This is a genomic window from Pseudomonas sp. BF-R-19 (genome assembly GCF_019956445.1).
Taxonomy (GTDB): Bacteria; Pseudomonadota; Gammaproteobacteria; order Pseudomonadales; family Pseudomonadaceae; genus Aquipseudomonas; species Aquipseudomonas fluorescens_BH.
Window position 1 is genome coordinate 1 of the sequence record NZ_JAHBDN010000038.1, and the last position, 25,231, is coordinate 25,231.

Consider the following 25,231-nt stretch of genomic DNA (forward strand, 5'->3'; position numbering starts at 1 on the left):
ATTACGGTTGGGGTTATGCCTGGGGGCCGCATCTGTACCCTGCGCCCATGCCTTGGGGCGGGGTCGCTTACGGCTATCATGGCGGCGCCGTCGCCTGGGGCCCCGGTGGCTGGGCCGGCACGACCGGCAACATCTACCGCCAGTGGGGCGACCGCGCTTCGGTCAGCCGCTACGGCGGCGGTTACAACGCCTGGACCGGTAATCGCTGGGCCGGCCAGGTCGGTGCCTCCTATAACTCGCGCACCGGAATTGCCGCTGCCGGCCAGCGTGGCGCAGTACATAACGTCTACAACGGCAACTACGCCGCTGGCCGCAGCGGTGTCGCCGTCGGCCCCAGCGGCGGGGCCATTGCCGGCCAGCATGTGACGGCCGGCAACGTTCGCACCGGCACCCAGGTCTCCGCCAATCGCGGGGCCGTCTACAACCCCACTACCGGCAACACCACCCAGTACGGCGGTATCCATGATCGCAATGGCGGTATGGCGCATGTCGGCGACAATGTGTACGCCGGCCATGATGGCAACGTTTACAAAAGGACCGATAACGGCTGGCAATCAATGGTCCAGGGCGGTGCAACCCATCTCGATTCGGCCAACACTGCCCAGGTCCAGAATCTCAACCGGGAATACGATGCGCGCTCCTTCGGTAATGATCGCTTCAACAATTTTCACGACTCTTCCGGGTTTATGAATCGCTCCTTCGGGGGTGGGGGTGGCGGCTTCCACCGACGCTGAAATAGCCTCAGCCGCTGAAATGACGACTGGCCTTGCGCCAGTCGTTGCGTTACAAATCCTGTTCTACCGTCCCTGCCCGGATTCAACGTCGGAGAACACAGCACATGAAGCAATGGCCAGATACCCGCATTCTTGACCTGCTCGGGATCGAACTGCCGATCATTCAGGGGCCGATGGCCGGTGCCACCAACTCGTCCATGGTGATTGCCACCTGCAATGCCGGCGGCCTGGGCTCGATGCCAGCGGCGATGCTCAGCACGGATCAACTGCGCGAAGAACTCAAAACCATCCGCCAACACACCCAGCGCCCGATCAACGTAAACTTCTTCTGTCATCAGCCTCCAGCTCCGGATGAGCAACGCGCACGGGACTGGAAAAACCTGCTGCAACCCTACTACCAGGAGCTCGGCGCCGACTTCGATGCGCCAACGCCGGTGTCCAACCGGGCGCCGTTCGATAATGCGGCCTGCGAAGTGGTCGAAGCGTTTCGCCCTGAAGTGGTGAGTTTCCACTTTGGCCTACCGGAAAAGTCCCTGCTCGACCGGGTCAAGGCCACCGGTGCGAAGGTACTGTCCTCGGCCACCACCGTCGCAGAAGCCGTGTGGCTTGAGCAGCATGGCTGCGATGCAATCATTGCCATGGGCTACGAGGCCGGAGGCCATCGCGGGATGTTTCTCAGCGATGACCTGAGCAGTCAGGTGGGGACTTTCGCCCTGGTGCCACAAGTCGTCGATGCAGTGAAAGTACCGGTGATTGCCGCCGGCGGCATCGCTGACGCACGAGGCGTCGCCGCCGCCTTCATGCTCGGGGCTTCGGCGGTACAGGTGGGTACGGCGTACCTGTTCACGCCTGAAGCCAAGGTCAGTCCTTCCCATCACAAAGCCTTGCGCACCGCCAGGGAAAGCGAGACCGCCGTCACCAACGTGTTCACCGGCCGCCCGGCCCGAGGCATTCTCAATCGGGTGATGCGTGAACTGGGGCCCATGAGCGCCAAGGCCCCGGCCTTCCCCCTTGCCGGTGGCGCGCTGATGCCTCTGCGGGCCAAAGGTGAAGCGGACTTCAGCAACCTCTGGGCCGGCCAGGCATTTACCCTCGGCGTCGATTTGACCAGCGAGGCACTGACTCGAAAGCTGGCTGATGAAGGATTAGCGAGACTGCTAGGTCGCCCCTGAGCAGCACTTTCGTTAAAATTGTATACAATTTTGCGGCGACACATTCCGTTCAAAGGCAATTCGCTATATATTTTTGTACATAACGATTAACCTTCTGCAATTGCCTTTGACGGAGCCGTTTCATGACCATTCGTGCCTCACGTTTTGCCCCGACCTGCCTGGCGAGCCTTCTCGCCGTATTCGCCTTCGGTTCAGCCCAGGCGGACGAAGTCCAGGTGGCTGTCGCCGCCAACTTCACCGCGCCCATCCAGGCCATCGCCGCTGATTTCGAAAAAGACACCGGGCATAAACTGGTCGCCTCCTTTGGCGCCACCGGCCAGTTCTACACCCAGATCAAAAACGGCGCGCCGTTCGAGGTGTTCCTCTCGGCAGATGACAGCACGCCGAAAAAACTTGAAGCCGAAGGCGACATCGTCAAGGGTTCGCGCTTCACCTACGCGGTCGGTACCCTGGCGCTGTGGTCGGCCAAAGAAGGCTACGTCGATGCCAAGGGCGATGTACTGAAAAAGAACGAGTACCAGCACCTGTCCATCGCCAACCCGAAAGCCGCGCCTTATGGCCTGGCGGCGACCCAGGTGTTGGCAAAAGAAGGCCTGACCGACAAGGTCAAGGACAAGATCGTTGAAGGCCAGAACATCACCCAGGCCTACCAGTTCGTCTCTACTGGCAACGCCGAGCTGGGTTTTGTCGCCCTTTCGCAGATCTACAAGGACGGCAAGATCACCAGCGGTTCGGCCTGGATCGTTCCCGCCAGCCTGCACGACCCGATCAAGCAAGACGCGGTGATTCTCAACAAGGGCAAGGACAACCCGGCCGCCAAGGCACTGGTTGACTATATCAAGGGGCCGAAAGCGGCCACTGTCATCAAGTCCTACGGTTACGAAATCTAAATGTCGCTATCGAGTGCCGATTTTTCCGCCATCTGGTTGACCCTGAAACTGGCGTCCCTGACGACCGTCATCCTGCTGGTCGTCGGCACTCCGATTGCGCTATGGCTGTCGCGCACCCGCTCCTGGCTGCGCGGCCCGGTCGGGGCGATTGTCGCCCTGCCCCTGGTGCTGCCGCCGACGGTGATTGGTTTTTATCTGTTACTGGCGCTCGGCCCTCACGGGTTCATTGGCCAACTCAGCCAATCGCTCGGCCTTGGCACCCTCACTTTCAGTTTCGCGGGGCTGGTCATCGGTTCGGTGTTGTATTCGATGCCGTTTGTGGTCCAGCCGCTGCAAAACGCTTTTTCCGCGATTGGTACGCGCCCACTCGAAGTGGCCGCGACATTACGGGCCAATCCCTGGGACACCTTTTTCAGCGTGACGCTGCCCCTGGCCCGCCCCGGTTTCATTACCGCGGCCATTCTCGGCTTCGCCCACACCGTCGGCGAGTTCGGCGTGGTGCTGATGATCGGCGGCAACATTCCCGAGAAGACCCGCGTGGTCTCGGTGCAGATCTACGATCACGTCGAAGCCATGGAATATGCCCAGGCCCATTGGCTGGCCGGAGCGATGCTGGTGTTCTCGTTTGTCGTCCTGCTGGCGCTGTATTCCAGCCGTAAAACCAAAGCGGGCTGGAGCTGATCGATGATTCAAATGCGTCTGAAACTACGTTATTCAGGCTTCGCCCTGGACGTCGACCTGCAGTTGCCGGGCCGTGGCGTCACTGCGCTTTACGGCCACTCCGGCTCGGGCAAGACCACTTGCCTGCGCTGCATCGCCGGCCTGGAACGGGCTGATCAAGGCTATATCCAGGTCAACGATGAAGTCTGGCAAGACAGCGAAAACAGGGTCTTCGTCGCGCCGCACAAACGCGCGCTCGGCTACGTGTTCCAGGAAGCCAGCCTGTTTCCTCATCTGTCGGTGCTGGCCAATCTGGAGTTCGGCCTCAAGCGCATTCCCAAGCCGCAGCGTCGGGTCGACATGGCCCATGCCACCGAGTTACTGGGCATCGGCCATTTACTGGACCGGCACCCACAACACCTTTCCGGCGGTGAGCGTCAGCGCGTCGGTATCGCCCGCGCCTTGCTCACCAGCCCGAAACTGTTGTTGATGGATGAGCCACTGGCAGCGCTGGATGCCCAACGCAAAAGTGAAATCCTGCCCTACTTGCAACGCCTGCACGACGAACTCGACATCCCGGTGCTGTACGTCAGCCACTCCCAGGATGAGGTCGCGCGGCTGGCCGACCATATCGTGTTGCTCAACAACGGCAAGGCACTGGCCAGCGGTCCGATCGGCCAGACCCTGGCACGCCTCGACTTGCCGCTGGCAATGGGGGATGACGCTGGCGTGGTGATCGAAGGTCGTGTCAGCGCCTATGACGCTGGCTATCAATTGCTCAGCCTGCAACTGCCCGACACCACCCTCGACATTCGTGTGCCTCATACGCCAATGGATGCGGGCCAGGCCCTGCGCTGCAAGGTCCAGGCGCGGGATGTGAGCCTGAGCCTGGACAATGCCGGGCACAGCAGCATTCTCAATCGCCTGCCAGTCACCGTCGTCAGTGAAATGAACGCCGACAACGCCGCCCATGTGCTGATTCGCCTGGACGCCGCAGGCACGCCACTGCTGGCGCGGATCACGCGTTATTCCCGCGATCAACTGAACGTCCATCCTGGTCAACAACTCTGGGCACAAATAAAAGCGGTCGCGGTGCTGGCGTAAATCCGCCGGCACGGCTGCACCAGACAGCGTTCAGCGCCTGAACCGACGAATTAACTTGTCCATTTTTTGCACGATCACCAATGGCTTCTATAGTTGAACTGAACACGAATCAGCTGCGGAGACGCCATGGAAGACATTTTCGTCGTGAAGCGTTGCAACAAGATCATCATCCATGGCCGCCGTGAAGGTGAAATTGACCACCTGCCACCGGATGCCGCGGTCTGGTACCGCATCGCCGATACCCGCACCCAAGGCTTTATCGGCGATGGCTACGATGTTGAAGAGGACGCCCTGCGTGTTTGCCGTCAGTTGAACGCTAAATCACAAGTGACAGCCCGACAAAGTTGACGAGCGTCACCATTTTTTAACGGGTCTATACTGAAATAGTTGAAGGATCAGTAACCCTTTCGGCAGAAAGCTCGCCCCAGGCGGGCTTTTTGCTGCCACACCCAGGTTTCTTGAACGGAGGTGTCTCCCATGTCCGAAAAAGAGTCCATCACCACCCTGCTCACCTTGCTTGACTCGCGTCAGGCCCGCCTGGCCGCCGCCTGCAAGGAAATCGCTGACTGGGTCGATCATCAAGGTGGACACCCCACCGCCCTCAGAATTCGTGATCGCCTGAACGACATCGAGAAGGACACGCCGCTGATCCGGCACACGCTGTCGTCTCTCAAACCTGTCGACCGGCCTCTGCCTCGGTTCAGATGATCCGTCACGGATTTGCGGTGCGAGGACAGGCCCGATCCGGGCAGCATGATCGGTGACAGTGACGTCCCCGAACCGTTGGCTGCCTGTTGCATTTCCATCCTTTCTTACAACCCGGCCTGGCGTCGGGATTTTTTGTTGCGCAAAACCAATCGAACGTCGCCGCTCACGTGGAGTCAACCGCTCACACGTCACGAAGGAGACGTTCCAATGGTCACTCATTTCAAAGTCAGCGGGCACCTGGCCTGCGGTCACCACGGCAATAACCTCGTATCGACCCGCGAACTCAATCGGGTGAAGTGCAGAAGTTGCCGAAACACCGACGCCTACAAAGAAGCACGCAAGACCGAACGCAACGCTGCCCGCCGCGCAGCACGCAAAGCCAAAGCCGTGCTCACCGCCAATAACTGGCGTTCAGCCTGGACCGAGCGACTGACCGCGATGGCCGGCCTGCAACGACTGCCCCGTGGCTTTGGCGGCCAACCCTTCGTTTAGGGAAACTGAAACAACCGCCAGGCTTTTACGGCGAGTCGATGTTCCTGCGCGCGGGCTCCATGATCTCGCGCAGGGACATGCGCTTGAACGCCTCGACCAGCGCTCGCCCCTCATCGGGTGCACAAGTGACCGCCAACCGCATGGTCGCCTCCCCCAGGTGCCAGATCAAAAACGCGGACTCCTGGACCTGGCGTTCATCGCTGTCGGGATAGACGCGAAGCATGGCCTGGGACAGCAGCGCTCCGGCAACCCGGCTCTCCCCCAGTTCAAGCTGCAACAACTGCTTGTCGGCTTGCATGCCGGACCAGATGTCACGCATCACCGGTGTCGCCATCACGATCTCGTAATACTGATCGAGCAGCTGCGAATAGGCGGCCTGCAAACCCCGGGCATCTTCGACGGCCTCCATTGCCTCTGCAATGCAACGGCGGCTTTCAGCGTTGTAGCGCTCGGCCAGCGTGCGGATGACGGAACTCTTGTCGGGAAAATACTGATAAAGGGAACCGATCGAGATCTCGGAGCGCTCGGCGATTTCACTCATCTTGAGTTGATCGCTGCCCTTGTCCGCGATCAATTGAGTGGCCATGGCCAGAATCCGCTCCTGACGCTCGCGGCTGCGCTGCTGCGTGGGATGACGTCGAACCGCTTGCGCAGCAGGCTGTTCGAGGGTTTCAGAGGGCTTTTTGCGCACGAGCGAATTTCCCGATCAATAACGTGACATGTACTCACCTTAGCATCGCCACTCCCTGCGCCCAATAACAGATGCCACACGTCGGGGAATTTGCTTTGATGGCTTGACGGCAAAACATGAGGATCTATCATCTTTTAAACATGAGTATCACTCACATTAACCGATGGAGATGAACGCGATGAAAACGGCTCAACCAATCACGCTGGTCCTCGGCGCCACCGGCAAAACCGGACGGCGCATCACACAACGACTCGAAGTGGCCGGCCTGCCCGTTCGCCGGGGTTCCCGCGACGCCAATCCACCCTTCGACTGGGAAGATCGATCAACCTGGGACGCGGTGATCGATGGCGTTCAATCGGTCTACATTTCCTTTCAACCTGATCTCGCCGTTCCAGGCGCCCTTGAAAGCATCCAGGCGTTCACCGACCTGGCGGTGAAAAGCGGAGTCCGCAAACTGGTCTTGTTATCCGGGCGCGGCGAAGTTGAAGCGGAACAGGCCGAACGTGTCGTACAGGACAGCGGGATTGACTGGACGATCCTGCGGGCCAGTTGGTTTTGCCAGAACTTCAGCGAGGCACACTTTCTTGAACCCATTGTGCAAGGTGAACTCGCACTCCCCGTCGGCCAGGTCGCCGAGCCCTTTGTCGATGCGCAAGACATCGCCGAGTGTGCCGTCGCGGCACTGACCCAACCCGGACACACCGGCCAACTCTATGAATTGACCGGCCCTCGGGCGTTGACCTTTGCTCAAGCCGTGACCGAGATTGCCCGTGCCACTGGTCGCAACATCGAATTCGTGGCCGTACCGCCGGATGCCTATCGACAGGCGATGGAACAGGAACAACTTCCCCCGGCGTTGATCGATCTGGTGTTGTATCTGTTCACGACTGTGCTCGACGGTCGCAACACCCCCGTGGCCGATGGCGTACAGCGGGCACTGGGTCGGCCGGCCCGCGACTTTGGCGACTACGTACAGCGCACTGCCGCTACGGGCATCTGGGGAAATGGAAGTCCGACGTAAAGCAGTGGCGAGAACCCGCTTCGTCGACTAGGGTTTTTGGCGTATCGAACTGCGGCGCCTTTATTGGCAGGAGCCTGATCAAGGAGGTACCCATGTCACCCAATCGTAGTGCTGAACAAACCTACCGCCAGTGGTCCAGCCCGATCCTGTTGGAACTCAAGGAGCGAGAACATCAAATGAACCCGTCAGACCGCCAGGCCTTGGAAAACGTACTGCTGGAAAGAAGACTGATCGATACCGGCAACCCGGCCGGCAGCGATCGCCGCAAGGCAGATCCGGCATCCTGAAAAGCATCAGGCAACCACGATCAAGATAGAAATAATGGAGCAGAAACAAACAAGGGCTTGCATCAGTTTTCGCTTGTAAGCCCTTGATTTCAGATGACGCCCCCACAACGGAAACGAGCCAGCATACCCTTTCGAGCGGGAAATTTTAATTCCTGAGGGGAAATCAATCAGACTGTACTCTTCAATAGTTTGGTAAGTAGCATGTACTTCAAACCGGTTAGAAACAGACTCCCTACTACCCGACCATCAAATTCACTGGCGCTTTGACTTCCTTTACGACAAAGGAAGTGCAAACATCTTTGACACCTGGAAAACCATTGATATTGTTTCTGGCAAACTCACTGAATTCAGCCAAATCAGTTGCCAAGACCGTTAGCTGGTAATCATAAACACCTGAAATGCAGTGGCAGGCTATAACCTGCTCAAAAGAAGTTATCGACTCCTCGAAAGCCTTCATATGGGTAGTATCCTTTTTATCCAGGGATACCTGTACAAAGGCAGTAATAGCGTACCCAAGCATTTCGGTATTAATGCTGGCATGGTAGCCTCGCACCAGACCTATTTCTTCGAGTCTTTTGACCCGTCTCCAACATGGCGATGCGCTCAGTGATACCAGCTCAGCAAGCTCCGCACTCGACAGCCTTGCATCCCGCTGGAGAGCCGTCAATATGCGGCGATCCGTAGCGTCTATCTTAACCTTTGGCATGATCATTTCAAAAACCCCAAAAATACAGAATATACATTCCATATCCTCTCAATAGAGTAAGGGATCTTAGCATAAGTTTTTTTTCAAGAAAGCCGTAGTATCTTCCCACCGGTTCGCATACTGCACTGGGCTGGGAGCCCGCTGCCTTGAAACGACCTCACAAGGGACTAGTTCTCGGTTAAGCAATAATATCAGTTTAAGCCCGAAGCGCGGCAAAGGCTACGTTTGCTCAAACTCCGAAGTCCTGACGTATAATTAATTTCATTCAGTGGCACCCCAAGCTCCCGGGCTAACTTACGAACTGATGGTGAAGCGAACGGCAAAATTTCATTGAAAACTACTTTCTCAATGTCTGCCTGACAGCGTTAATGGAAATAATGGGCGAAAGCAATTTCAATGCCCCTTCACAAACTCACATCAACATTCCCAAGGGGCTGTTTCGTCAAATCCAATGTCGTATTTTTCAATTGCACGAGAGCAGATTTCAGCACTAAGTTTCCCTTCGTGCACCAAACTCCACAGGGCGCTCAGGACTATCTGATGACGGTCGACTTCAAAGAATTTGCGTAAAGCTGTGCGAGTATCGCTGCGTCCAAAACCATCGGTACCCAGAACGACATAGTGATCCTCAACATAGGAACCAATAAGTTGCGCAAGCGCGCGCACGTAATCGGTCGCAGCAATGATTGGAGTCCCCTTCGGCAAACACTCACCCACATGGCTAGTCTTCTGATCGCCTTCAGGATGATGCCGGTTCCAACGTTCTACTCCTCTGGCGTCCCTGGCGAGCTCTGTAAAACTCGTGACACTCCACACCTCGGAATCGACCTGCCAATCTGTGCTCAGGAGTTCTGCTGCAGCCATCACTTCTCGCAAGATGGTTCCTGATCCGAGCAGCCGGACTTTGTTCGATTCCGTTCCACACTTTTGTTCTGAGAAGAGGTACATGCCTTTGATGATGTCTTTCTCAACATCAGTCGGCAGGCTAGGCTGAGCGTAGTTCTCGTTCATAAGGGTGACGTAGTAGAACTCATCAACCTGTTCCTCCAGCATTTGACGCATGCCATGGTCTAGAATTACGGCAAATTCACCAGCGAATGCGGGGTCATAAGCTCTGCAATTTGGCACCAGAGCAGCCATCAGATGGCTACTGCCATCTTGATGCTGCAAACCTTCCCCGCCCAAGGTTGTACGGCCTGCCGTGGCTCCGAGCAGAAAGCCTCTAGCCCTCTGATCAGCTGCCGCCCAAATGAGGTCGCCGACTCGCTGAAAACCGAACATTGAGTAATAGATATAGAACGGCAGCATGGGCAGGCCATGGGTGGCATAGCTGGTTGCCGCTGCCACCCAGGAGCTGATGGCACTCGCTTCGCTGATACCCTCTTCGAGTATTTGACCATCCAGCGCCTCCCGATAGCTCAGAATCGAGCCAATGTCCTCTGGCTCATAATGCTGACCGACGCTGGAATAGATACCGATTTGCTTGAACAGATTCGCCATCCCGAACGTCCGGGCTTCATCTGCCACAATGGGAACCACACGCCGTCCCAAAACAGGATCTTTCAGCAAGCTGCTGAGCATCCTGACAAAAGCCATAGTCGTGGACATTTCCTTGCCTTGCGCTTTTGTGGCAAAGCTTGCATACACATCCAATCCGGGTACCGCGACCACAGGAACATTCGTTTGCCGGCTTGGCGTAAAGCCCCCAAGGCTATACCGACGCTCAAGGAGATAACGAATTTCACGACTATCATCGGCAGGCTTGTAGAACGAGAGAGTCTCAACCTGCTCATCAGTCAAAGGAAGATTGAATCGATTTCTAAAGCCGATAAGCGTTTCGCGATCAAGCTTCTTTTGCTGATGAGTCGTCATTTTCCCTTGGCCGGCTTCGCCCATCCCATAACCTTTTTTGGTCTGGGCAAGAACCACGGTAGGCTGACCCTTATGAACAGAAGCAGCGTGGTAGGCGGCATAGATCTTCACCATATCGTGGCCGCCACGTTTCAGCCGATCGATTTGTTCGTCTGTGAAACCTTGGGCAAGCTTTGCCAATGCTTCGTTTTGACCAAAGAAATGTTCCCTGCTGTAACGTCCGTCTTTCGCCGCAAAAGTCTGGAACTGCCCATCAACGGTTTCCGAAAGGGCCCGCACCAGGCTTCCGTCAGTGTCACGGGCGAAAAGCCCGTCCCAATCAGACCCCCAAACCAGTTTTATGACGTTCCAGCCAGCCCCGACAAACAATGCTTCCAGCTCGTCGATGATTCGCCCATTACCTCGTACCGGCCCATCTAACCGCTGAAGATTGCAATTGACTACCCAGATCAGGTTATCCAGCCCCTCCCTTGCAGCCAAAGTAAGAGCTGACATACTTTCCGGCTCATCCATCTCACCGTCACCGAAAACGCCCCACACTTTTCGCTCAGATGTGTTTAACAGGCCGCGATTGTGAAGATACCGCATGAATCGGGCCTGGAAGATCGAACTAATCGGGCCGATGCCCATCGATCCTGTCGGAAATTGCCAGAAGTCCGGCATCAACCAAGGGTGTGGATAGCTGGACAAGCCCTGTACCCCGTGGCTAGAAGCGGTGATCTCCTGCCGGTAATGCTGAAGGTTCTCTTCTCCCAGCCGCCCCTCAAGAAAGGCTCGCGCGTAAACTCCTGGTGCCGAATGAGGCTGATAGAAGACCAGGTCGCCACCAAAAGAGTCGCTCCTCGCTCTGAAGAAATGGTTAAAACCAACCTCGAACAAATCAGCCGCACTCGCGTAGCTGGCGATATGACCACCCAAGTCCCCATATGCCTGGTTAGCACGTACGACCATGGCTAGAGCATTCCAGCGAATTATCGATGACAGGCGTTCCTCGATTGCCAAATCGCCTGGGAATGCAGGCTGCTTTGTCACGGGGATGGTGTTGATGTAGGGCGTAACCAGCGTAGGTTTCCAGCCAATGGCGGGATCGCGGACAAGACTGACCAGCTCATCGATGATTTCGCGAGCCCTCTCAGGGCCGCTATTTTCAATCAAGGAAAGTAGTGCATCACGCCACTCTGCAGACTCCTGCGTGTCGCTTTCGCTGGTGGAAAACTCCAAACTTTCAGGAGTACCGTGCTGGGAACTATTCATGGTTATCTCACCTCACATCAAGAAGTCTAGCCACCATTAGGAATAGTTGACTGTGGCTCCAGCAATAGCCGCGACATCCTGGTCACCCGACCATCAAACATGGGTCAACCAATGAGCGTACTTTTCATTAGTTCCATGTACTGCGCAGAAGTAGACCTCTTGAAGCTGCTGAGTGACAGGGCCTCGCGAGCCCGTGCCGATTGTCCGACCATCGAGCTCACGAATAGGTGTTACTTCAGCAGCGGTACCTGTAAAGAACGCCTCATCGCAGCAATACAGTTCGTCGCGAGTGATCCGTTTCTCCCGAATTTCGAAGCCCAAATCCCGAGCAATTAGCATAACCGAGTCACGGGTTATGCCATCAAGGCAAGACGCCAGATCGGGAGTGTAAATAACCCCGTCTCGAACCATGAAAATATTCTCGCCAGCCCCCTCACTCACATAACCCTCGGTATCGAGTAATAGCGCCTCGTCAAATCCGAGCGAAGTAACCTCTCGGTTAGCCAGGATGGAGTTGATGTAATAGCCACAAGCTTTTGCACGCACCATGGAAACGTTGACGTGGTGGCGAGTGAAAGACGATGTTTTTACTCGAATGCCTTTTTCCATGCCCTCCTCCCCCAAGTAAGATCCCATGGGCCATGCAGCGGTGGCGACATGAATTGTGTTGTTTTTTGCTGCGATACTCAGAACGTCTGAACCGATCCAAACCAAAGGACGTAGATAGCATGCGTCGTACTTGTTTGCTCGAATGACTTCTTCGCACGAGTTACGAACAGTTTCTTCGTCGAACGGAACTTCCAGCTGAAAAATTTTAGCCGAGTTAAAAAGACGACGAACATGCTCTTTCAGACGAAAGATTGCAGGGCCACGCACAGTTTCGTATGCGCGCACACCCTCGAACACGCCCATGCCATAATGAAGTGTACGGGTCAAAATATGAGCTTTGGCTTCACGCCATTCAACTAACTCGCCATCTTTCCAGATTTTCCCATCACGATCTGACATCGACATTTACAACCTCCGATACAAACAATGAAAACAACAAATAGACATCGATACCACTCGATATTGAATAGGTATTATCTTTTTAAGTTGAGAGCATCCAAGGCGTCTGTCGCCCCCTTGGTCAACCAACCTGTATCAGAGTGAAGCGCGATAAAGGTCACACCCTTTTCCCTGTACTGGCGTGCTTCTTCCACCGAAGTCGCAAAGATTCCTACTGCCTTGGAATGCTTGCGGGCAGCTGTCAAGACGCTCACTACCGCAGCCTTGACATCATCGTGCCCGGTCTGCCCCAGTAGCTCCATGCTTGCAGACAAATCAGCCGTACCAATGAACAGGCAGTCAACGCCCTCGACTTGAGCTATAGAGTCGACGTTCTCTAGCCCTTCCACTGACTCGATCAGGACAATGGCACAAGCCTGGTTGTTTGCGTCTTTGACATAGTTACTGTCCAGCCCATACGCCCCCGCCCTGACCATTCCAGCGACGCCTCTGGCACCACTTTGATCTGGTAGCGGGAATAACATTGATGCCACTGCGGCTTGCGCATCAGCCGCACTGTTAATGTTCGGGAAGACAATAGTCTGTGCCCCACAATCCATGGCGCGCTTGACCAAAGAGGGATCATTGGCGGTTACTCGCACTGCACCTACGGCTCTTGCCCCATTAAAAGCCGCCGCATCAATGGCTCTAAGTTGAGCAGCAATATCCTGGGTATCACTAGGGCCGTGCTCGGCATCGATGACCAACCAATCAAAACCGCAATGAGCAATCAATTCAGCGACCGCAGGGCTCGCGAGCGTCAGCCAGCAACCGAGGGTTGGATTAGCGTTTTTCAAACTGTGCTTGATTGGATTTACAAAGCCCATGGCAGATCTCCTGGCATCGTGATGCGACGGTAATCGATGGCTCATGTTAGGCAAATACCAAGGGTATTTTTTGCGCATTTTCATTAACAGAAACGACATGCGACAGAACATTCATCCCACTTATTTGGTATCCGCGAAATCGTCATGCTGATGTCGGTGAATTTCAGTGGAATGCCGCCGAAGCCGAACTCACGCCCAAACTCACATAGACGTTTTCAGTTCACCGACATGCCAAAACCATTGAGTACATCTGGGTTATTTGTAACGACAGAAATCGTTGAATCGAGAGATCTTGGCAGTAAAGGTCAGTTCGACGCATCCGGTCTAGTCGCACAATACGTCGGGGTAATCACCCATCTGCCACGCTAAAACCACCCACTCCGATCATCTTCCAGTTCCTGGCGGCATTGCTTGAGTTGCGCGCTGTAAATCTCTGACTGTTTTTGCACTTTCTGGGCAACCAGCATCAGCCACGGTTTACCGCGATAGGAATTGCGGCTAAAACCCCCACGCCCCTCGTGGTAAGCCAGGTACTGATTGTAGGTGTCCCATTGGGAGATACCGAGCTGACGCTGAGTGCCAGTGGCGTACCAACCGATAAACATGATCGCGTCGTCGAAGCTGTCACGCGAACCACCGTTGCCCGTATTGTCCTTGTACTCACCCCACACCGGGTCTTGAGCCTGCGCATAACCGTAGGCGGAACTGACTCGCCCCCAGGGGATCACCCAGAGCAGGTAGTCACGAGGCGGCAATGCGTCCGCTACGTAGCTGCTTTCCTGCTTCATGATCGCCATGGCCACATGCAGAGGCGTTCCATATTCACTCTGCATCTGCAGCGAGTCCTCATACCAGTCGGGATACTCACGGTAAATACTGCAGAGATTGCTTTGATCTTTTGGTGGCGTAGTCGTGCAACCTGTCAAAAACATAAACAACAAAGCCAACAGCAAAACTTGTCCTTGTTTCATTCATCATCCTCAAAAATAAGGGCACAAGATGCCCTTCGTTTACTGCAAGGAGCCAGAGTCAGGCAGGTGCAGGCAAAAACATCAGAAGATATCTATCTTGACCGCGTCACCCTTAGCACTACATTCGCAAGCGTAACGGGATGAAGGTGACGGCTACTATCTCCATAATTGGGGCATTACACCCACCCAACCGGGCGTTTACCACCTAATTTGAGGAATGTCCCCTCCCTTCACCCTTACTCTCGCCTGAAACACTCAGAAACAGCCTGTTAATTCATTTGAGCTTTTTCTTCGCCCTATTGAAATGGCTCATTAGTTGCACTACCCCCTGGTACCCGCAACAGCTGTCGTCCCGGACATCATGGATGACGGCGGGGCTCGCCAGATTCGGCATGACGCGAGGGGTGAAAAATGAAACGCGTGACACCGCCATGCAACTCCATTGCCTTGCTGCTCAGGTCAAGCCCGCCCTGTGCGATGCTCCTTACCGACCACAAGGCCGCACTGGCCGTTTTTGTTCACCCTGGTGCTGATGTTCCTCGCTTACATCGGCCAGGCACCGAGCATCTGGCCGAACATCATCCCGCCATCCGCCAGCCTGTGGGCGGCGGCATCACCGGCCTCCAGTCGGCTGTTCGCCCTGATCAGCGCTCCGTTCATCCTGCCGGTGATCCTGATGTACGCCTTATTGGGCTATTACGTGTTCCGCGGAAAAGTGAGAATTGATGATGGCTTCCTCTGATAAATCAATTGCTCGAATCACAAAAAGGCCGATGCCCCTTTATAAGCAGGTCGCTCAGTTGGGCATGATGTTTATCGCGTTGCTGATGATGCTGGCGTTGTCCGCTGCACTGGCGATGGAGTTGACCCTGGGAACGCTCTGACAGGTCCGGTAAAAAAGCAAATCATCCGCTTGGTACCGACCTTCGGGATGCGATGGATCTTGCCTGCTTGATCAGGCAGCGGGTGACTGGCACACGACTTATGGACGAGCGAGACGTTTGAGATGGGCAAATTTTGGTGCTGCATCTGCTCGACGCGGCTGATCGTTACGCAGGACGGCACATCGATGTCGGTGGCGATGTTGCGAGGAAGGTTTGATGCGGTCCTCCCGATGCGGGAGCAGAAAATAAAAAGCCCCGGCGTTATACCGAGGCTTGGTGCGATACTTCTTTGTGGCTTCGAGGCTATTAATCACCTGGCTTGGGGCTGGTGCCAGGATTCTTCTTTTCCACTTCCAGCTCCTTATCGCGCAAAAACTGCCTCGTTTGCTGCGCCCAATAAAGCGCGCCAACAAGGATGCTCGCCTCCTCCCAATTGGAAAAGATTCCTGCAATCTTCTCCCCTTCATAAACCACCCAAAGCAACTTCGGAGGGTTTGCTGGAATCGTTACTCCCTCAACCCATTTGCTCTTCAGGCTTTGAATTTGAATGACGTCACGCTGCTTTACTTCAATTAAGCCCATTTACGCTACTCCACGACGACAGTCGCTAGCGTAAAGGCTGAAAAAAATCTAAGCAAGAAAAAGCCCAGCTCAATGGCCAGGCTTCTGAAGTCGCCTCTCATAACGCGCAAGATCGACATAATGGGGTTAATTCACAGCCAATTGGCCACTATGGTCAAGCAGCGTCTACGAAGATTTGTTCCTGATCGAATATCTCGGTCGCATGGATCACTTCGGACTCTTCCAACTGCTCCAAGCGCTTATGGATAAGGCAGGCCTATCGAAAGGATCGGCGCAAGGATCGGCGCAAGGATCGCTAGGGATACCAGCCACCAAGCGATATTCAAACTGCGCTGTAAATCCTTGACTGTTGGCTCCCTGAACGCCATGCCGTCCCCCCCATGTTAAAGCTGCCTCCCCGCACCGGGCGGCCTTGAGCACAGGCGCCATACCCTCATCCACACGTGGGATTTGCGGCGTCGCGTCCTCGCGTCCATATCCCGTTTGCGCATCCAGGTAGTCCGAATCTCCTGCCCCGATTGGGAGTATCGGGCCATGCCCAATCCCACGGCCGTTCTTCATAGTGATGGCGTATTGCAATGCAAGGTCAACGGTCAGGCCTCGATGACCGGAACTCCTCAGGAGAACGTCATGGCTATTACGTTGAGCGGCAGCATCACAACTGATGAATCAGGCGGTTTACAGAATGCCACTGCCACACCCGGCATCCCAGGCGACAACACCGATAACGACATTGCCGTTGCCGCAATCAACGGCACCGACGAAACCAACGACCTCCCGTTGGCGTTCGAGTCCCGATTGTTCGCGCTGTTGGGCGCCGTTACTCCAATGCAGACTGCGCTGAGTGGCTATACCGGCGCCGCTGGCAACACCGGTACCGACCTGATCACCATCACCGGCGGCTACCTCGATCTCGCCTTCACCGATGCCGAGGGCAAAGCGCTCGGCGACCCGACCAATGACAATGCCGGTTCGGACTGGAGCGGTCTCTATACCCTCGATGGCAGGAGAATCTTCCTGTACACGGACTCCACCAACAACAACATCGTCCTCGGCCGCATAGGCGCTGAGGGGGCCACCGACGCGCCCGAGGACGACGTGGCAGATCCGAGCGGCACCATCGTTTTTTCCGCCTATCTGGAACAGACGGCAACCGGCGCCAAGGTCTGGATGGCGCAGTTCGCGCCGCTCCAGAACCCGGTTACCTCGAACCCCGACGACGTGGTCGACATGACGGACCACCTCTGGGCCACCGCCAGCCAGGATGCCGCCTTCGACTTCGCCGGAGTACCGTCGGGGCAGAACAAGTTCCTGATGTTCAAAGCCGGCAGCACTGACGTGGGGCTCGTCGTCACCGGCCTGGATCCGGACAAGATCGTCAATGGCAAGGATGCGGGTGACACCGTCAATACCAGCCAGGGCGGCGGCGCCACGACCATCGGCACCAACAACCAGGGGGTCGATCCTGGCGAAGGGATGATCTTCACCTTCGTGACCAACCCCAACCCGCTCTACACCGTGCCCGGCCTGACGCACGGCGAGGCGATAGTCGAAGACAACATCGACTTTGGCGAACTCTTCGGCGCGACGGGTGCGACCTTTGTCATTGCGCAGCAGACACCGCCCAAGGCGTCCACGGCCAGGATCAGCGCCTACACCACGGAATTCGAGGAGAAGAGTGACTACTTCGATGGGCTCCTGGACACGGACGACAACCTGGCCTACATCACCAGCGTCACGATCCGCGATGGCAACGGCAATATCATCGCCGGTCTCGACGGCGTCACCACCAACACGACGGTTGGCAATATCACCGTGACGTTCAACCTCAGCAATAACGACACCGATCGCACCGTGACGATTGCTGGCTTCCAGTCCAAGTACTCGATCGAATACACCACCAGCGAACTGCACAACCGCGTGTTGATCGAGAACATCGGAAATGCGAATGCCCAACTCAACTCCCCCTTCGATATCGGCGGCTTCCATTTGCCCAATATCGTCGCCGTGCCCCAGGAAATCGGCAGCGCGGTGAACTTCGAGGACGATGGCCCGACAGCCTCGGCGGCGCTCGGTGCTGGCCTGGTCCGGCACGATGAAACAGCAGGACTTGATGGTGATGCGGACGACAAACCCGGCCCGCTTGCCGTGTTCGCCGCCGTTGCCACCGTCAGCAGCGACATGACCGCGGCCTACGCCGAGGGCAGCGCCTCGGTGATCGACTCCAGCGCCAGCAGCGGCGGCCAGGATGGTCTGGTCAGCACCGTCTACTCGCTCAATGTCGCGAGTGCCGGCGTCGACTCCGGCCTGGACACAACGGAAGGCAATAACATCCTGTTGACCAAGGAAGGCGCGCTGGTGGTCGGCCGCATCTCCGGCGGCGCCGATAACGGCGAAGCCGCCTTCGCCGTGGCGATCGACGCTAGCACCGGCGTGCTCAGCGTCGTGCAGTACCACTCGATCAAGCACCCCACCGGCGGCGCCAGCCACGATGAGTCGCTCGCTATCAACAACGCCGCGCTGCTCGCGGTCGCCACCGTCACCGACGGCGATGGCGACACCGACACCGCCTCGGTCGGCATCGGCGCCCGTGTCGCCTTCCAGGACGATGGGCCGACAGCCTCGGCGGCGCTCGGTGCTGGCCTGGTCCGGCACGATGAAACAGCGGGACTTGATGGTGATGCGGACGACGTACTCGGCCCGCTTGCCGTGTTCGCTGCCGTTGCCACCGTCAGCAGCGACATGACCGCGGCCTACGCCCAGGGCAGCGCCTCGGTGATCGACGCCAGCGCCAGCAGCGGCGGCCAGGATGGTCTGGCCAGCACCGTCTACTCGCTCAATGTCGCGAGTGCCGGCGTCGACTCCGGCCTGGACACGACGGAAGGCAATAACATCCTGTTGACCAAGGAAGGCGCGCTGGTGGTCGGCCGCATCTCGGGCGGCAACGATAACGGCGAAGCCGCCTTCGCCGTGGCGATCGACGCCAGCACCGGCATGCTCAGCATCGTGCAGTACCACTCGATCAAGCACCCCACCGGCGGCGCCAGCCACGATGAGTCGCTCGCTATCGACAACGCCGCGCTGCTCGCAGTCGCCACCGTCACCGATGGAGATGGCGACACCCACGCCGCCTCGGTCGGCATCGGCGCCCGTGTCTCCTTCCAGGACGATGGCCCGACAGCCTCGGCGGCGCTCGGTGCTGGCCTGGTCCGGCACGATGAAACAGCGGGACTTGATGGTGATGCGGACGACGTACTCGGCCCACTTGCCGTGTTCGCCGCCGTTCCCACCGTCAGCAGCGACATGACCGCGGCCTACGCCCAGGGCAGCGCCTCGGTGATCGACTCCAGCGCCAGCAGCGGTGGCCAGGATGGTCTGGCCAGCACCGTCTACTCGCTCAATGTCGCGAGTGCCGGCGTCGACTCCGGCCTGGACACGACGGAAGGCAATAGCATCCTGTTGACCAAGGAAGGCGCGCTGGTGGTCGGCCGCATCTCGGGCGGCGACGATGACGGCGAAGCCGCCTTCGCCGTGGCGATCAACTCCATCACCGGCGTACTCAGCGTCGTGCAGTACCACTCGATCAAGCACCCCACCGGCGGTGCCAGCCACGATGAGTCACTCGCCATCAACAACGCCGCGCTGCTCGCGGTCGCCACCGTCACCGACGGCGATGGCGACACCGACACCGCCTCGGTCGGCATCGGCGCCCGTGTCGCCTTCCAGGACGATGGGCCGACGGCAAACGGCACGCCCGTGACAGCGACGGTGGACGAGGACGGCTTGCCCGGCGGGATCGCAGGCGGGACCAACGATGTAAGCGGGGAGGTCGCGTTCGCCTCAGGCAGCATCGACTCGATCTTCCAGTCCGGCGTCGACAATCCGCTGACCTATGGCCTGTCCACGGACACCAGCAATCTGCTGCAGACGCTGACCTCCAAGGGCGAGGCGGTGAAATATGACGTGACCGGCAACACGCTGACGGCCTACGTGGACGTCGGAGCCAGCGACGGCATTTACCAAGCCGATGACCGCGAAGTGTTCACCTTTGCGCTAACCGCGGCGACCGGCGCCTACCTTTTCACGCAGCTCGACCAACTCGACCACCCGAGCCTCAACGGGCAGACGGGTGACAACACCGAGAACGACCTTGCCCTCCAGCTCGGCACCATCCTGCAGGCTACTGACGCAGATGGCGATACAGTGCCGGCAGCAGCCGAAAAACTGGTGATCACGGTCGACGATGACTCGCCGCTGGTAACGGCCAAGTCGAACCTGGTCTACCGGAACTCCGCCAATCCGACCCCCGGTGGCACCGGTACCTTCGCTTACGACATCGGCGCGGATGATCGACTGGGAACACTCTACAGCGCCTCGAACAGCGACTTGTCCCTGAGCATGACAGGCGTCTCGGTAGGAGCGAACGCCATTACCAACAGGTCGGTAACCTGGTTCTCGGAAACCGACACCACGGCGGTGTTCAACATCGCCTTTACCTATGTGTCCAACAACCCGAACCAGGGCGCTACCACCAATGCGACCGGTACGCTGACGTTCGACAAGTTGGCCGACACCTATACGCTGAGCCTGACCGACGAGATCGAAAGCTTCAGCATCCTGCGGACGTCGACTGCGAAGGGTTTCACCGGCTACGCGATCGGCGGCACGACGCCGATCAACCAACAGCCGCCGGTCTCGGTGGCCAATCTGGCCGACGACTTCTTCGTGCAGTTCAGTGGATTCGCCGAAGCGAGCGGTGGAACCGGAGTCAACAACATCAAGGCGGGTGGCGACAACGCCTTCGACCCTGGTGAGCTGTTCTCTGCGGCGACGTCCTGGGTGAGTGTTTCCGGGACTGCGGCCGGCGTGGCCGGCGACACCATCCAGCAGGGCGAGGTGATGGACCTGGACTTCTTCACCGCCAATCCATTCGGCAACACCAACTTGGCGCCCACCGCCACGAGCAACGGGATCTTCATCAAGTTCGACGGCATCGGCAGCGAGGATCTGGTGCTGGTGTTGAAGCTGGTCGATCCTGACGGATCCAACAATCCGATCACCCGGGCAATCATCGTCGACAGCCAGGACATCATTCTGAAAACCCCCTCCACCACCAACAACAACTTCCATCCAATTGCGAATCCCGCGGCGTACGGGATCACACTGGATCAGAACGACGGCGCGGTGATCCTCGAGCGCAATGACTACAACTTCGGCACCGAGGACTACGTGATCCAGGGCGTGCAGGTGCTGACTTCCACCGAGGGCGTCACCGGCAACGGGTACAACCTCAATGGCAACGTCGGCGTCAGCGGGGCAAGCACCGGTGCCACATTGGCATTCGGAAACGAAGATGGTGAAGGCAGCAAGAGCAATCCCGTGGAGGCCGGCGAAGCAGGAACTTGGGACGGCGACGTGGTCAAGATCGTCGACATGGGCTTTGTGACCTCGTCGACGCCTGACGCCCGCCTGACCTTCGACGTGACGGTGACGGACTTTGACGGAGATTCGACCGCTGCCCAGACCCTGGACGTGACCATCGCTGGCGGCAAGACCTTCACCGGCGGCGCGGGTATGGACACCTTCAGCTACAAGGCCCTGGATGCCGATACCGACGCGCTGCTGTCCGCAACGACTAGCGTGATCTCCGCCGGCTTCGTCTCCGGCGTCGACAAGCTGGACTTCACGATGGCAGGTTCTGTAGCCAACTACAGCGAAGTGCTGGCACCCGTTGTCAACCTGGCCGGATTCATCTCGGCCGCCGATGGCGCGCTGAACGGCACCACCAACTACTACTTCGGCGTCGTTGGAGGCGACGGCTACCTGGCACAGGACGGTGACGGTGTGGGTATCACCAACATCATCCAGTTGGTCGGTGTGACCAACATGGCAAGCACTGACATTGTCTGAATGCTGCTGCAGGTAGACGGCCTGGCTCCCCCAAAGGGGGCCAGGCCGTTTTCATTGGGCGGCTGCGTTCCTGAACCCATGCGGACAAAGGAACTGATACGCAGGCGGAGGGGGCAAATAGATGAGGGATCGACCAGCGGGACGCTAAGCGCATTCTACAAAGGAGGGGCCTAGGAAATGGACGTGATCCATTACTAGGCCCTAGCAGCAGCCCGCCTGGTGCTGCATCGGCGGACACTTCACCGACCTGTACGAGCAGAAGACGCAGCAGACGCCGGGTTGGGGGCGCAGCAGCACGTTACAGCTGGGGCACTCATAGTAGAATTGGCAGACATCCGCAGGCTTCCCCCCCCCACATTCGCGTACACAGCCCCCAGCCTGGGCCGGCTTGGGCTGAGTGCAGGTATGCAGAAAAAACGACCCATTTAGCCCGCAGGCGTGGCGGGGGTACGACAGCGCGCACCAGTCTAAAATCCCTCCTCCGCCCCCCCCAAATACGCTAAGGCGCGAAATCTGGTGCAAGAAACGAATGCCTGGCCGGGGAAGTCAGTACCGAGGAAACGGCGCAGTAGGTGGCCGACGTGAACAACGAACGGGCACGGATCATGCTTGGGCAGGTAGACAGCTCAGAGGTTGATCAAGATCCGCTGCAAACCTTGCCGGTGATCGATGGGTCATTTAAAGGTATGACCTTGCCCACTCGGCCGATTCTTTTATGCGACGCAGATTGACGCGCCGGGCGTGACGCGACCGCCCCTGATGTTCGACTGCCACGCCGATATGGGCCGCACGCTGTACCGCTGCGTTGTCAGTGTGATGACCGGAAAGTCTGGAGTTGCGCAAGCGAGCACCACCGCGTTACGAACAACGAACTGAAAGGAGCCCCGTCATGCCGATGATAGACAGCGAACACCTCAAGCCCGGCCTGCGACCGGTACAGATAGCCGAAGCCGCTTGGTATGAGGCATTGGTGGCCCGCGAAGTGGCCGCTCCCGAAGACTTGCCCGCCGCCCGTGAAGCGGCCGATAAGGCACTCAAAGCGTATACCGATGCCTGCGTGGGGCTGTATGGCTATATTCAAGGCGCGGTGCAAAACGCCAAGGAGGAGGCCACTCAAAAAGGCAGTCCGGTATCCCGAACCTAGGACCGAACAGGTGGTGCTGCTTCAGGGGAGCCTGCCGAGGACTCGTGCTTCAAAATTAACCCCGCGCTGGGCAGCGCACGAAACCAGGGATGCGGATTGATCGATCCGAACCCACCCGCGTTCTGAGGCACGATGCCCATCAACTGCGGCGGAATCCGCAAGGCGGCCAGCATGTCGTCGCGGCTGATGTTTTTGATGGAGCCGAACTCATCTTTCTCCGCCACCTCACTGACCGGTATCAACTGGATGCCGTCCTTCTTGCCAATTGGTGCGTACATGAACAGGTTGCGAAAGTTGCCCGGCCCCTTCGCTGATTTGAGCGCCGAGCGCAACGCCGCAACGTCGGTTTCGTTTTGAGCCGTATCCGTCATGTACACGATGAAACCGGCATGGCTGTCGTTGTTGTAGTACTTGTGGCGGAACAGGGTGGCGGGCTCGTTGAGTAGCGTGCTCTGCAATGCAGGCAACCACTCCGGCAACCCGTAAATCTCCTGGTTGATATCGGCCTCACGCAGATGGCAGATCGTACCCTTCTTGAATTCATGCTCGTCCCACCAGCCGCGCACCTGGTAGTAGGTCTCCAGATGCCGCTCAAGCACGCGGAACTTGCCGCCAGGGACCATTGGCGGGGCCACCACCACCAAGCCCGAACTGCCGACCATGCAGGGCTGCAACACGTTGAGCGGGAAGATGCGTGCGCCGTCGTCGACGAATTGGCACATGAGCAAGTTGGCGACGGCGTCGGCGTTGTACTCCAGCCGCAGCTCTTCAGGGTCGAAATAACTCACCGCAACTCACATTGCCACTGTCACATCCGGTCACGGAGGGCGGCACCTACGATCACGACCCTACGTGCGAAAGCTCTTCGTCAATGATTTGCTCTGCATTCTTCGCAGCGGTTGTCGCAAACTCGTAACAGACCCAGTAGTCCTGCTCTGTTACGGATGCAGATCCCTGCAAGTTCTCCAGGCAGCGCGTTAATGCATGCTTTATCAAGCCATTATTTAGAGCATTGCGGGCTGCCTCTTCACCTTCAACCGCTCGAATGGCAGCTTCAATTTCTTCGATCTGCTCAATCTTTGCCGCCAGCGCGATCTTGGCGAACTCATCTCGTTCGATGATTTTGGTCCAAGAGTGATCAACTATCAGCGTTTTCATTAGTAGCTCCCTGTCTTCCTGGTTCATGCCGGATCATCAACCAATAGCCCACAAACTCACATCTCGCCACCGCATCCGGTCACGGTGGGCGGCGCCTACCCGAGGTATCCGGCGCAAGAAGCACGACTACCGCGATGGGCTGCGCATCTACGTCAACAGCCAGCACTACTGCTGGGAGTTTGAGGCGATCAAGCAAGCCATCCTCGACGGCACGCTGACCTACACGCCGAAGCCGGCTGTGAAGGCCCATGATCTGGTATCGATGGAGACCATCAACCTCACCTTTTGTCGCAAGTCGATTGACTGACAGGGACCTTTGGAGCCCAGTAATCAGCTGGCTAAACCTGATCAGAGGAGAAACACCATGTCGAAGATAACGGTGATATCCGGTGACTTTCTGACAGGTGATGCTGAATTTCAATCTGGACTGTTCATTTTAAAATCTGCAGTAAAACCTACTCTTGAAATTAAGATACCCATTTCAAAACTAGAAACTTTAGAAACAGCAACCGAGGAAATAGTTAATAAGAAAGGGAGCGTTGTTCGATGGAGTCTGGCTGGAGCATTGCTTTTAGGTCCGGTTGGACTAGTTGCGGGCTGGTGGCTATGTGATAAAGAAAAGGAAATAACTTTCTACGCAAAATTCAAAGATGGCCGCTGCCTTCTTGCCACAACTGATATCAACACTTACTCCAAATTCTCTGCCTCTCCCCACAAGTAACACCACTTTCCCCTTCAACATCAGCCGCTATAGCGGCAAGGACGAAGTCATGCCTGAAGAAATCGTTTTGATCCACCCAGCCCCTGTCGTCCACGATAAAAATGGCAAGCCCCGGCATAGGACGCCCCATACCCACAGAAAACCAAACCTGTCGCGCCGCCATAGGATGAGCGCACGACGGTGATGAAGCCGGTTATCACCGCCGTGCAGCATGCAGTTCGCCAGATCGAAGCAAGAATTTCTATCTAATCTGAAGTTACCGACTTTCTAGAACGATTCCGCAGGCTGGAAGATCTCTCTTCTGCATCCCGATGCAGCAAGGAAACGTTGTAATCGTAGGTCGATATCAATGGCACAGGCTCCGCATTCCGGGACATATCAAGCCATCGCCTTGTG

Annotated in this window: 24 protein-coding genes and 3 pseudogenes; 16 read left to right on the top strand and 11 right to left on the bottom strand. The window is 57.2% G+C overall.

All coding sequences use genetic code 11. The features are described from left to right. The 8 genes and pseudogenes from KGB28_RS07820 to KGB28_RS07855 form a co-directional block, all read left to right on the top strand. A pseudogene (locus KGB28_RS07820) lies at window positions 1-734 on the top strand (autotransporter); the annotation flags it as partial. 104 nt (window positions 735-838) lie between these two features. Further along, window positions 839-1,906, top strand: coding sequence for an NAD(P)H-dependent flavin oxidoreductase (locus tag KGB28_RS07825; protein ID WP_223443939.1), 1,068 nt, complete (start codon window positions 839-841; stop codon window positions 1,904-1,906). 122 nt (window positions 1,907-2,028) lie between these two features. Beyond that, entirely contained in the window at window positions 2,029-2,796 is a 768-nt protein-coding gene (gene modA / locus KGB28_RS07830) for a molybdate ABC transporter substrate-binding protein (protein ID WP_223443941.1), read from the top strand. After that, window positions 2,797-3,477 carry a molybdate ABC transporter permease subunit gene (modB, locus tag KGB28_RS07835; RefSeq protein WP_223443950.1) on the top strand — a complete coding sequence of 227 codons (681 nt, stop codon included), beginning with the start codon at window positions 2,797-2,799 and terminating at the stop codon, window positions 3,475-3,477. It begins immediately after the preceding gene. Window positions 3,478-3,480: 3 nt separating this feature from the next. Next, entirely contained in the window at window positions 3,481-4,560 is a 1,080-nt protein-coding gene (modC, locus tag KGB28_RS07840) for a molybdenum ABC transporter ATP-binding protein (protein ID WP_223443952.1), read from the top strand. 126 nt (window positions 4,561-4,686) lie between these two features. Then, window positions 4,687-4,908 (top strand): hypothetical protein, encoded by a 222-nt coding sequence (locus KGB28_RS07845; protein WP_223443953.1) that lies wholly within the window; start codon window positions 4,687-4,689, stop codon window positions 4,906-4,908. A 129-nt stretch (window positions 4,909-5,037) separates the two neighbouring features. Continuing rightward, window positions 5,038-5,268, top strand: a complete 231-nt coding sequence (locus KGB28_RS07850; protein ID WP_057714650.1) for a hypothetical protein — start codon at window positions 5,038-5,040, stop codon at window positions 5,266-5,268. 207 nt (window positions 5,269-5,475) lie between these two features. Beyond that, window positions 5,476-5,760: a hypothetical protein gene (locus KGB28_RS07855; RefSeq protein ID WP_223443956.1), complete on the top strand. Its 285-nt coding sequence runs from the start codon at window positions 5,476-5,478 to the stop codon at window positions 5,758-5,760. A 25-nt stretch (window positions 5,761-5,785) separates the two neighbouring features. Here KGB28_RS07855 and KGB28_RS07860 read toward each other — a convergent pair whose 3' ends face one another. Next, window positions 5,786-6,451, bottom strand: a complete 666-nt coding sequence (locus tag KGB28_RS07860) for a TetR/AcrR family transcriptional regulator (protein ID WP_223443958.1) — start codon at window positions 6,449-6,451, stop codon at window positions 5,786-5,788. A gap of 178 nt (window positions 6,452-6,629) precedes the next feature. On the opposite strand from KGB28_RS07860, the gene KGB28_RS07865 reads away from it, so the two are divergent. Beyond that, window positions 6,630-7,472, top strand: a complete 843-nt coding sequence (locus tag KGB28_RS07865) for an NAD(P)H-binding protein (protein ID WP_223443960.1) — start codon at window positions 6,630-6,632, stop codon at window positions 7,470-7,472. 92 nt (window positions 7,473-7,564) lie between these two features. Then, window positions 7,565-7,759, top strand: a complete 195-nt coding sequence (locus tag KGB28_RS07870; RefSeq protein WP_150723672.1) for a hypothetical protein — start codon at window positions 7,565-7,567, stop codon at window positions 7,757-7,759. A 235-nt stretch (window positions 7,760-7,994) separates the two neighbouring features. Here KGB28_RS07870 and KGB28_RS07875 read toward each other — a convergent pair whose 3' ends face one another. The 6 genes from KGB28_RS07875 to KGB28_RS07900 all read right to left on the bottom strand — a co-directional run bounded on the left by KGB28_RS07875 (window position 7,995) and on the right by KGB28_RS07900 (window position 14,436). After that, window positions 7,995-8,507, bottom strand: coding sequence for an Lrp/AsnC family transcriptional regulator (locus KGB28_RS07875; protein WP_223443961.1), 513 nt, complete (start codon window positions 8,505-8,507; stop codon window positions 7,995-7,997). Between the two features lie 149 nt (window positions 8,508-8,656). Continuing rightward, a complete protein-coding gene (locus tag KGB28_RS07880) occupies window positions 8,657-8,788 on the bottom strand; it encodes an E3 binding domain-containing protein (RefSeq protein ID WP_223443963.1) in 132 nt (43 codons plus the stop codon). Window positions 8,789-8,882: 94 nt separating this feature from the next. Then, complete coding sequence (mdeB, locus tag KGB28_RS07885; protein WP_223443965.1) at window positions 8,883-11,591, bottom strand: alpha-ketoglutarate dehydrogenase; 2,709 nt, start codon at window positions 11,589-11,591, stop codon at window positions 8,883-8,885. 93 nt (window positions 11,592-11,684) lie between these two features. Next, on the bottom strand, window positions 11,685-12,605 hold the full coding sequence (locus KGB28_RS07890) for a branched-chain amino acid transaminase (protein ID WP_223443967.1): 921 nt from the start codon (window positions 12,603-12,605) through the stop codon (window positions 11,685-11,687). 68 nt (window positions 12,606-12,673) lie between these two features. Further along, complete coding sequence (locus tag KGB28_RS07895) at window positions 12,674-13,465, bottom strand: HpcH/HpaI aldolase family protein (RefSeq protein ID WP_223443969.1); 792 nt, start codon at window positions 13,463-13,465, stop codon at window positions 12,674-12,676. 365 nt (window positions 13,466-13,830) lie between these two features. After that, complete coding sequence (locus KGB28_RS07900; protein WP_223443971.1) at window positions 13,831-14,436, bottom strand: hypothetical protein; 606 nt, start codon at window positions 14,434-14,436, stop codon at window positions 13,831-13,833. Between the two features lie 502 nt (window positions 14,437-14,938). On the opposite strand from KGB28_RS07900, the pseudogene KGB28_RS07905 reads away from it, so the two are divergent. Further along, window positions 14,939-15,178: pseudogene (locus tag KGB28_RS07905) on the top strand (cytochrome d ubiquinol oxidase subunit II); the annotation flags it as partial. A gap of 448 nt (window positions 15,179-15,626) precedes the next feature. Here the strand turns inward: KGB28_RS07905 and KGB28_RS07910 are convergent. Further along, the gene (locus tag KGB28_RS07910; RefSeq protein WP_223443980.1) at window positions 15,627-15,902 is read right to left on the bottom strand and encodes a hypothetical protein; all 276 of its coding nucleotides are present in this window, start codon (window positions 15,900-15,902) and stop codon (window positions 15,627-15,629) included. Between the two features lie 534 nt (window positions 15,903-16,436). Here KGB28_RS07910 and KGB28_RS07915 point away from each other — a divergent pair. Then, entirely contained in the window at window positions 16,437-21,812 is a 5,376-nt protein-coding gene (locus KGB28_RS07915) for a DUF5801 repeats-in-toxin domain-containing protein (RefSeq protein ID WP_223443986.1), read from the top strand. Between the two features lie 201 nt (window positions 21,813-22,013). On the opposite strand, the gene KGB28_RS31615 is transcribed toward KGB28_RS07915, so the two are convergent. Further along, complete coding sequence (locus KGB28_RS31615) at window positions 22,014-22,223, bottom strand: GDCCVxC domain-containing (seleno)protein (protein WP_411740579.1); 210 nt, start codon at window positions 22,221-22,223, stop codon at window positions 22,014-22,016. Between the two features lie 170 nt (window positions 22,224-22,393). Here KGB28_RS31615 and KGB28_RS07920 point away from each other — a divergent pair, with 170 nt between their 5' ends. After that, entirely contained in the window at window positions 22,394-22,543 is a 150-nt protein-coding gene (locus KGB28_RS07920; RefSeq protein WP_223443987.1) for a hypothetical protein, read from the top strand. A gap of 158 nt (window positions 22,544-22,701) precedes the next feature. Next, window positions 22,702-22,956, top strand: coding sequence for a hypothetical protein (locus KGB28_RS07925; RefSeq protein WP_223443988.1), 255 nt, complete (start codon window positions 22,702-22,704; stop codon window positions 22,954-22,956). Between the two features lie 98 nt (window positions 22,957-23,054). On the opposite strand, the pseudogene KGB28_RS07930 reads toward KGB28_RS07925, so the two are convergent. Both KGB28_RS07930 and KGB28_RS07935 read right to left on the bottom strand, forming a co-directional pair. After that, window positions 23,055-23,540, bottom strand: a pseudogene (locus KGB28_RS07930) (phage portal protein); the annotation flags it as partial. Window positions 23,541-23,796: 256 nt separating this feature from the next. Then, window positions 23,797-24,114, bottom strand: coding sequence for a hypothetical protein (locus tag KGB28_RS07935; RefSeq protein ID WP_223443989.1), 318 nt, complete (start codon window positions 24,112-24,114; stop codon window positions 23,797-23,799). 25 nt (window positions 24,115-24,139) lie between these two features. Here KGB28_RS07935 and KGB28_RS07940 point away from each other — a divergent pair, with 25 nt between their 5' ends. Then, the gene (locus KGB28_RS07940; RefSeq protein ID WP_223443990.1) at window positions 24,140-24,421 is read left to right on the top strand and encodes a hypothetical protein; all 282 of its coding nucleotides are present in this window, start codon (window positions 24,140-24,142) and stop codon (window positions 24,419-24,421) included. Between the two features lie 57 nt (window positions 24,422-24,478). Then, the gene (locus tag KGB28_RS07945) at window positions 24,479-24,835 is read left to right on the top strand and encodes a hypothetical protein (RefSeq protein WP_223443992.1); all 357 of its coding nucleotides are present in this window, start codon (window positions 24,479-24,481) and stop codon (window positions 24,833-24,835) included. Window positions 24,836-25,231: the final 396 nt, after the last annotated feature.

Bases quoted from the DNA above. Each gene is read 5' to 3' on its own strand.
- KGB28_RS07875 (WP_223443961.1), bottom strand. From the start codon at position 8,507: ATGGAATGTATATTCTGTATTTTTGGGGTTTTTGAAATGATCATGCCA.
- KGB28_RS07855 (WP_223443956.1), top strand. From the start codon at position 5,476: ATGGTCACTCATTTCAAAGTCAGCGGGCACCTGGCCTGCGGTCACCAC.
- mdeB (WP_223443965.1), bottom strand. From the start codon at position 11,591: ATGAATAGTTCCCAGCACGGTACTCCTGAAAGTTTGGAGTTTTCCACC.
- KGB28_RS07865 (WP_223443960.1), top strand. From the start codon at position 6,630: ATGAAAACGGCTCAACCAATCACGCTGGTCCTCGGCGCCACCGGCAAA.
- KGB28_RS07910 (WP_223443980.1), bottom strand. From the start codon at position 15,902: ATGGGCTTAATTGAAGTAAAGCAGCGTGACGTCATTCAAATTCAAAGC.
- KGB28_RS07935 (WP_223443989.1), bottom strand. From the start codon at position 24,114: ATGAAAACGCTGATAGTTGATCACTCTTGGACCAAAATCATCGAACGA.
- KGB28_RS07945 (WP_223443992.1), top strand. From the start codon at position 24,479: ATGTCGAAGATAACGGTGATATCCGGTGACTTTCTGACAGGTGATGCT.
- KGB28_RS07850 (WP_057714650.1), top strand. From the start codon at position 5,038: ATGTCCGAAAAAGAGTCCATCACCACCCTGCTCACCTTGCTTGACTCG.
- KGB28_RS07900 (WP_223443971.1), bottom strand. From the start codon at position 14,436: ATGAAACAAGGACAAGTTTTGCTGTTGGCTTTGTTGTTTATGTTTTTG.
- KGB28_RS07940 (WP_223443990.1), top strand. From the start codon at position 24,140: ATGCCGGATCATCAACCAATAGCCCACAAACTCACATCTCGCCACCGC.
- KGB28_RS07825 (WP_223443939.1), top strand. From the start codon at position 839: ATGAAGCAATGGCCAGATACCCGCATTCTTGACCTGCTCGGGATCGAA.
- modC (WP_223443952.1), top strand. From the start codon at position 3,481: ATGATTCAAATGCGTCTGAAACTACGTTATTCAGGCTTCGCCCTGGAC.
- KGB28_RS07895 (WP_223443969.1), bottom strand. From the start codon at position 13,465: ATGGGCTTTGTAAATCCAATCAAGCACAGTTTGAAAAACGCTAATCCA.
- KGB28_RS07845 (WP_223443953.1), top strand. From the start codon at position 4,687: ATGGAAGACATTTTCGTCGTGAAGCGTTGCAACAAGATCATCATCCAT.
- modB (WP_223443950.1), top strand. From the start codon at position 2,797: ATGTCGCTATCGAGTGCCGATTTTTCCGCCATCTGGTTGACCCTGAAA.
- modA (WP_223443941.1), top strand. From the start codon at position 2,029: ATGACCATTCGTGCCTCACGTTTTGCCCCGACCTGCCTGGCGAGCCTT.
- KGB28_RS07915 (WP_223443986.1), top strand. From the start codon at position 16,437: ATGCCCAATCCCACGGCCGTTCTTCATAGTGATGGCGTATTGCAATGC.
- KGB28_RS07890 (WP_223443967.1), bottom strand. From the start codon at position 12,605: ATGTCGATGTCAGATCGTGATGGGAAAATCTGGAAAGATGGCGAGTTA.
- KGB28_RS07870 (WP_150723672.1), top strand. From the start codon at position 7,565: ATGTCACCCAATCGTAGTGCTGAACAAACCTACCGCCAGTGGTCCAGC.
- KGB28_RS07925 (WP_223443988.1), top strand. From the start codon at position 22,702: ATGCCGATGATAGACAGCGAACACCTCAAGCCCGGCCTGCGACCGGTA.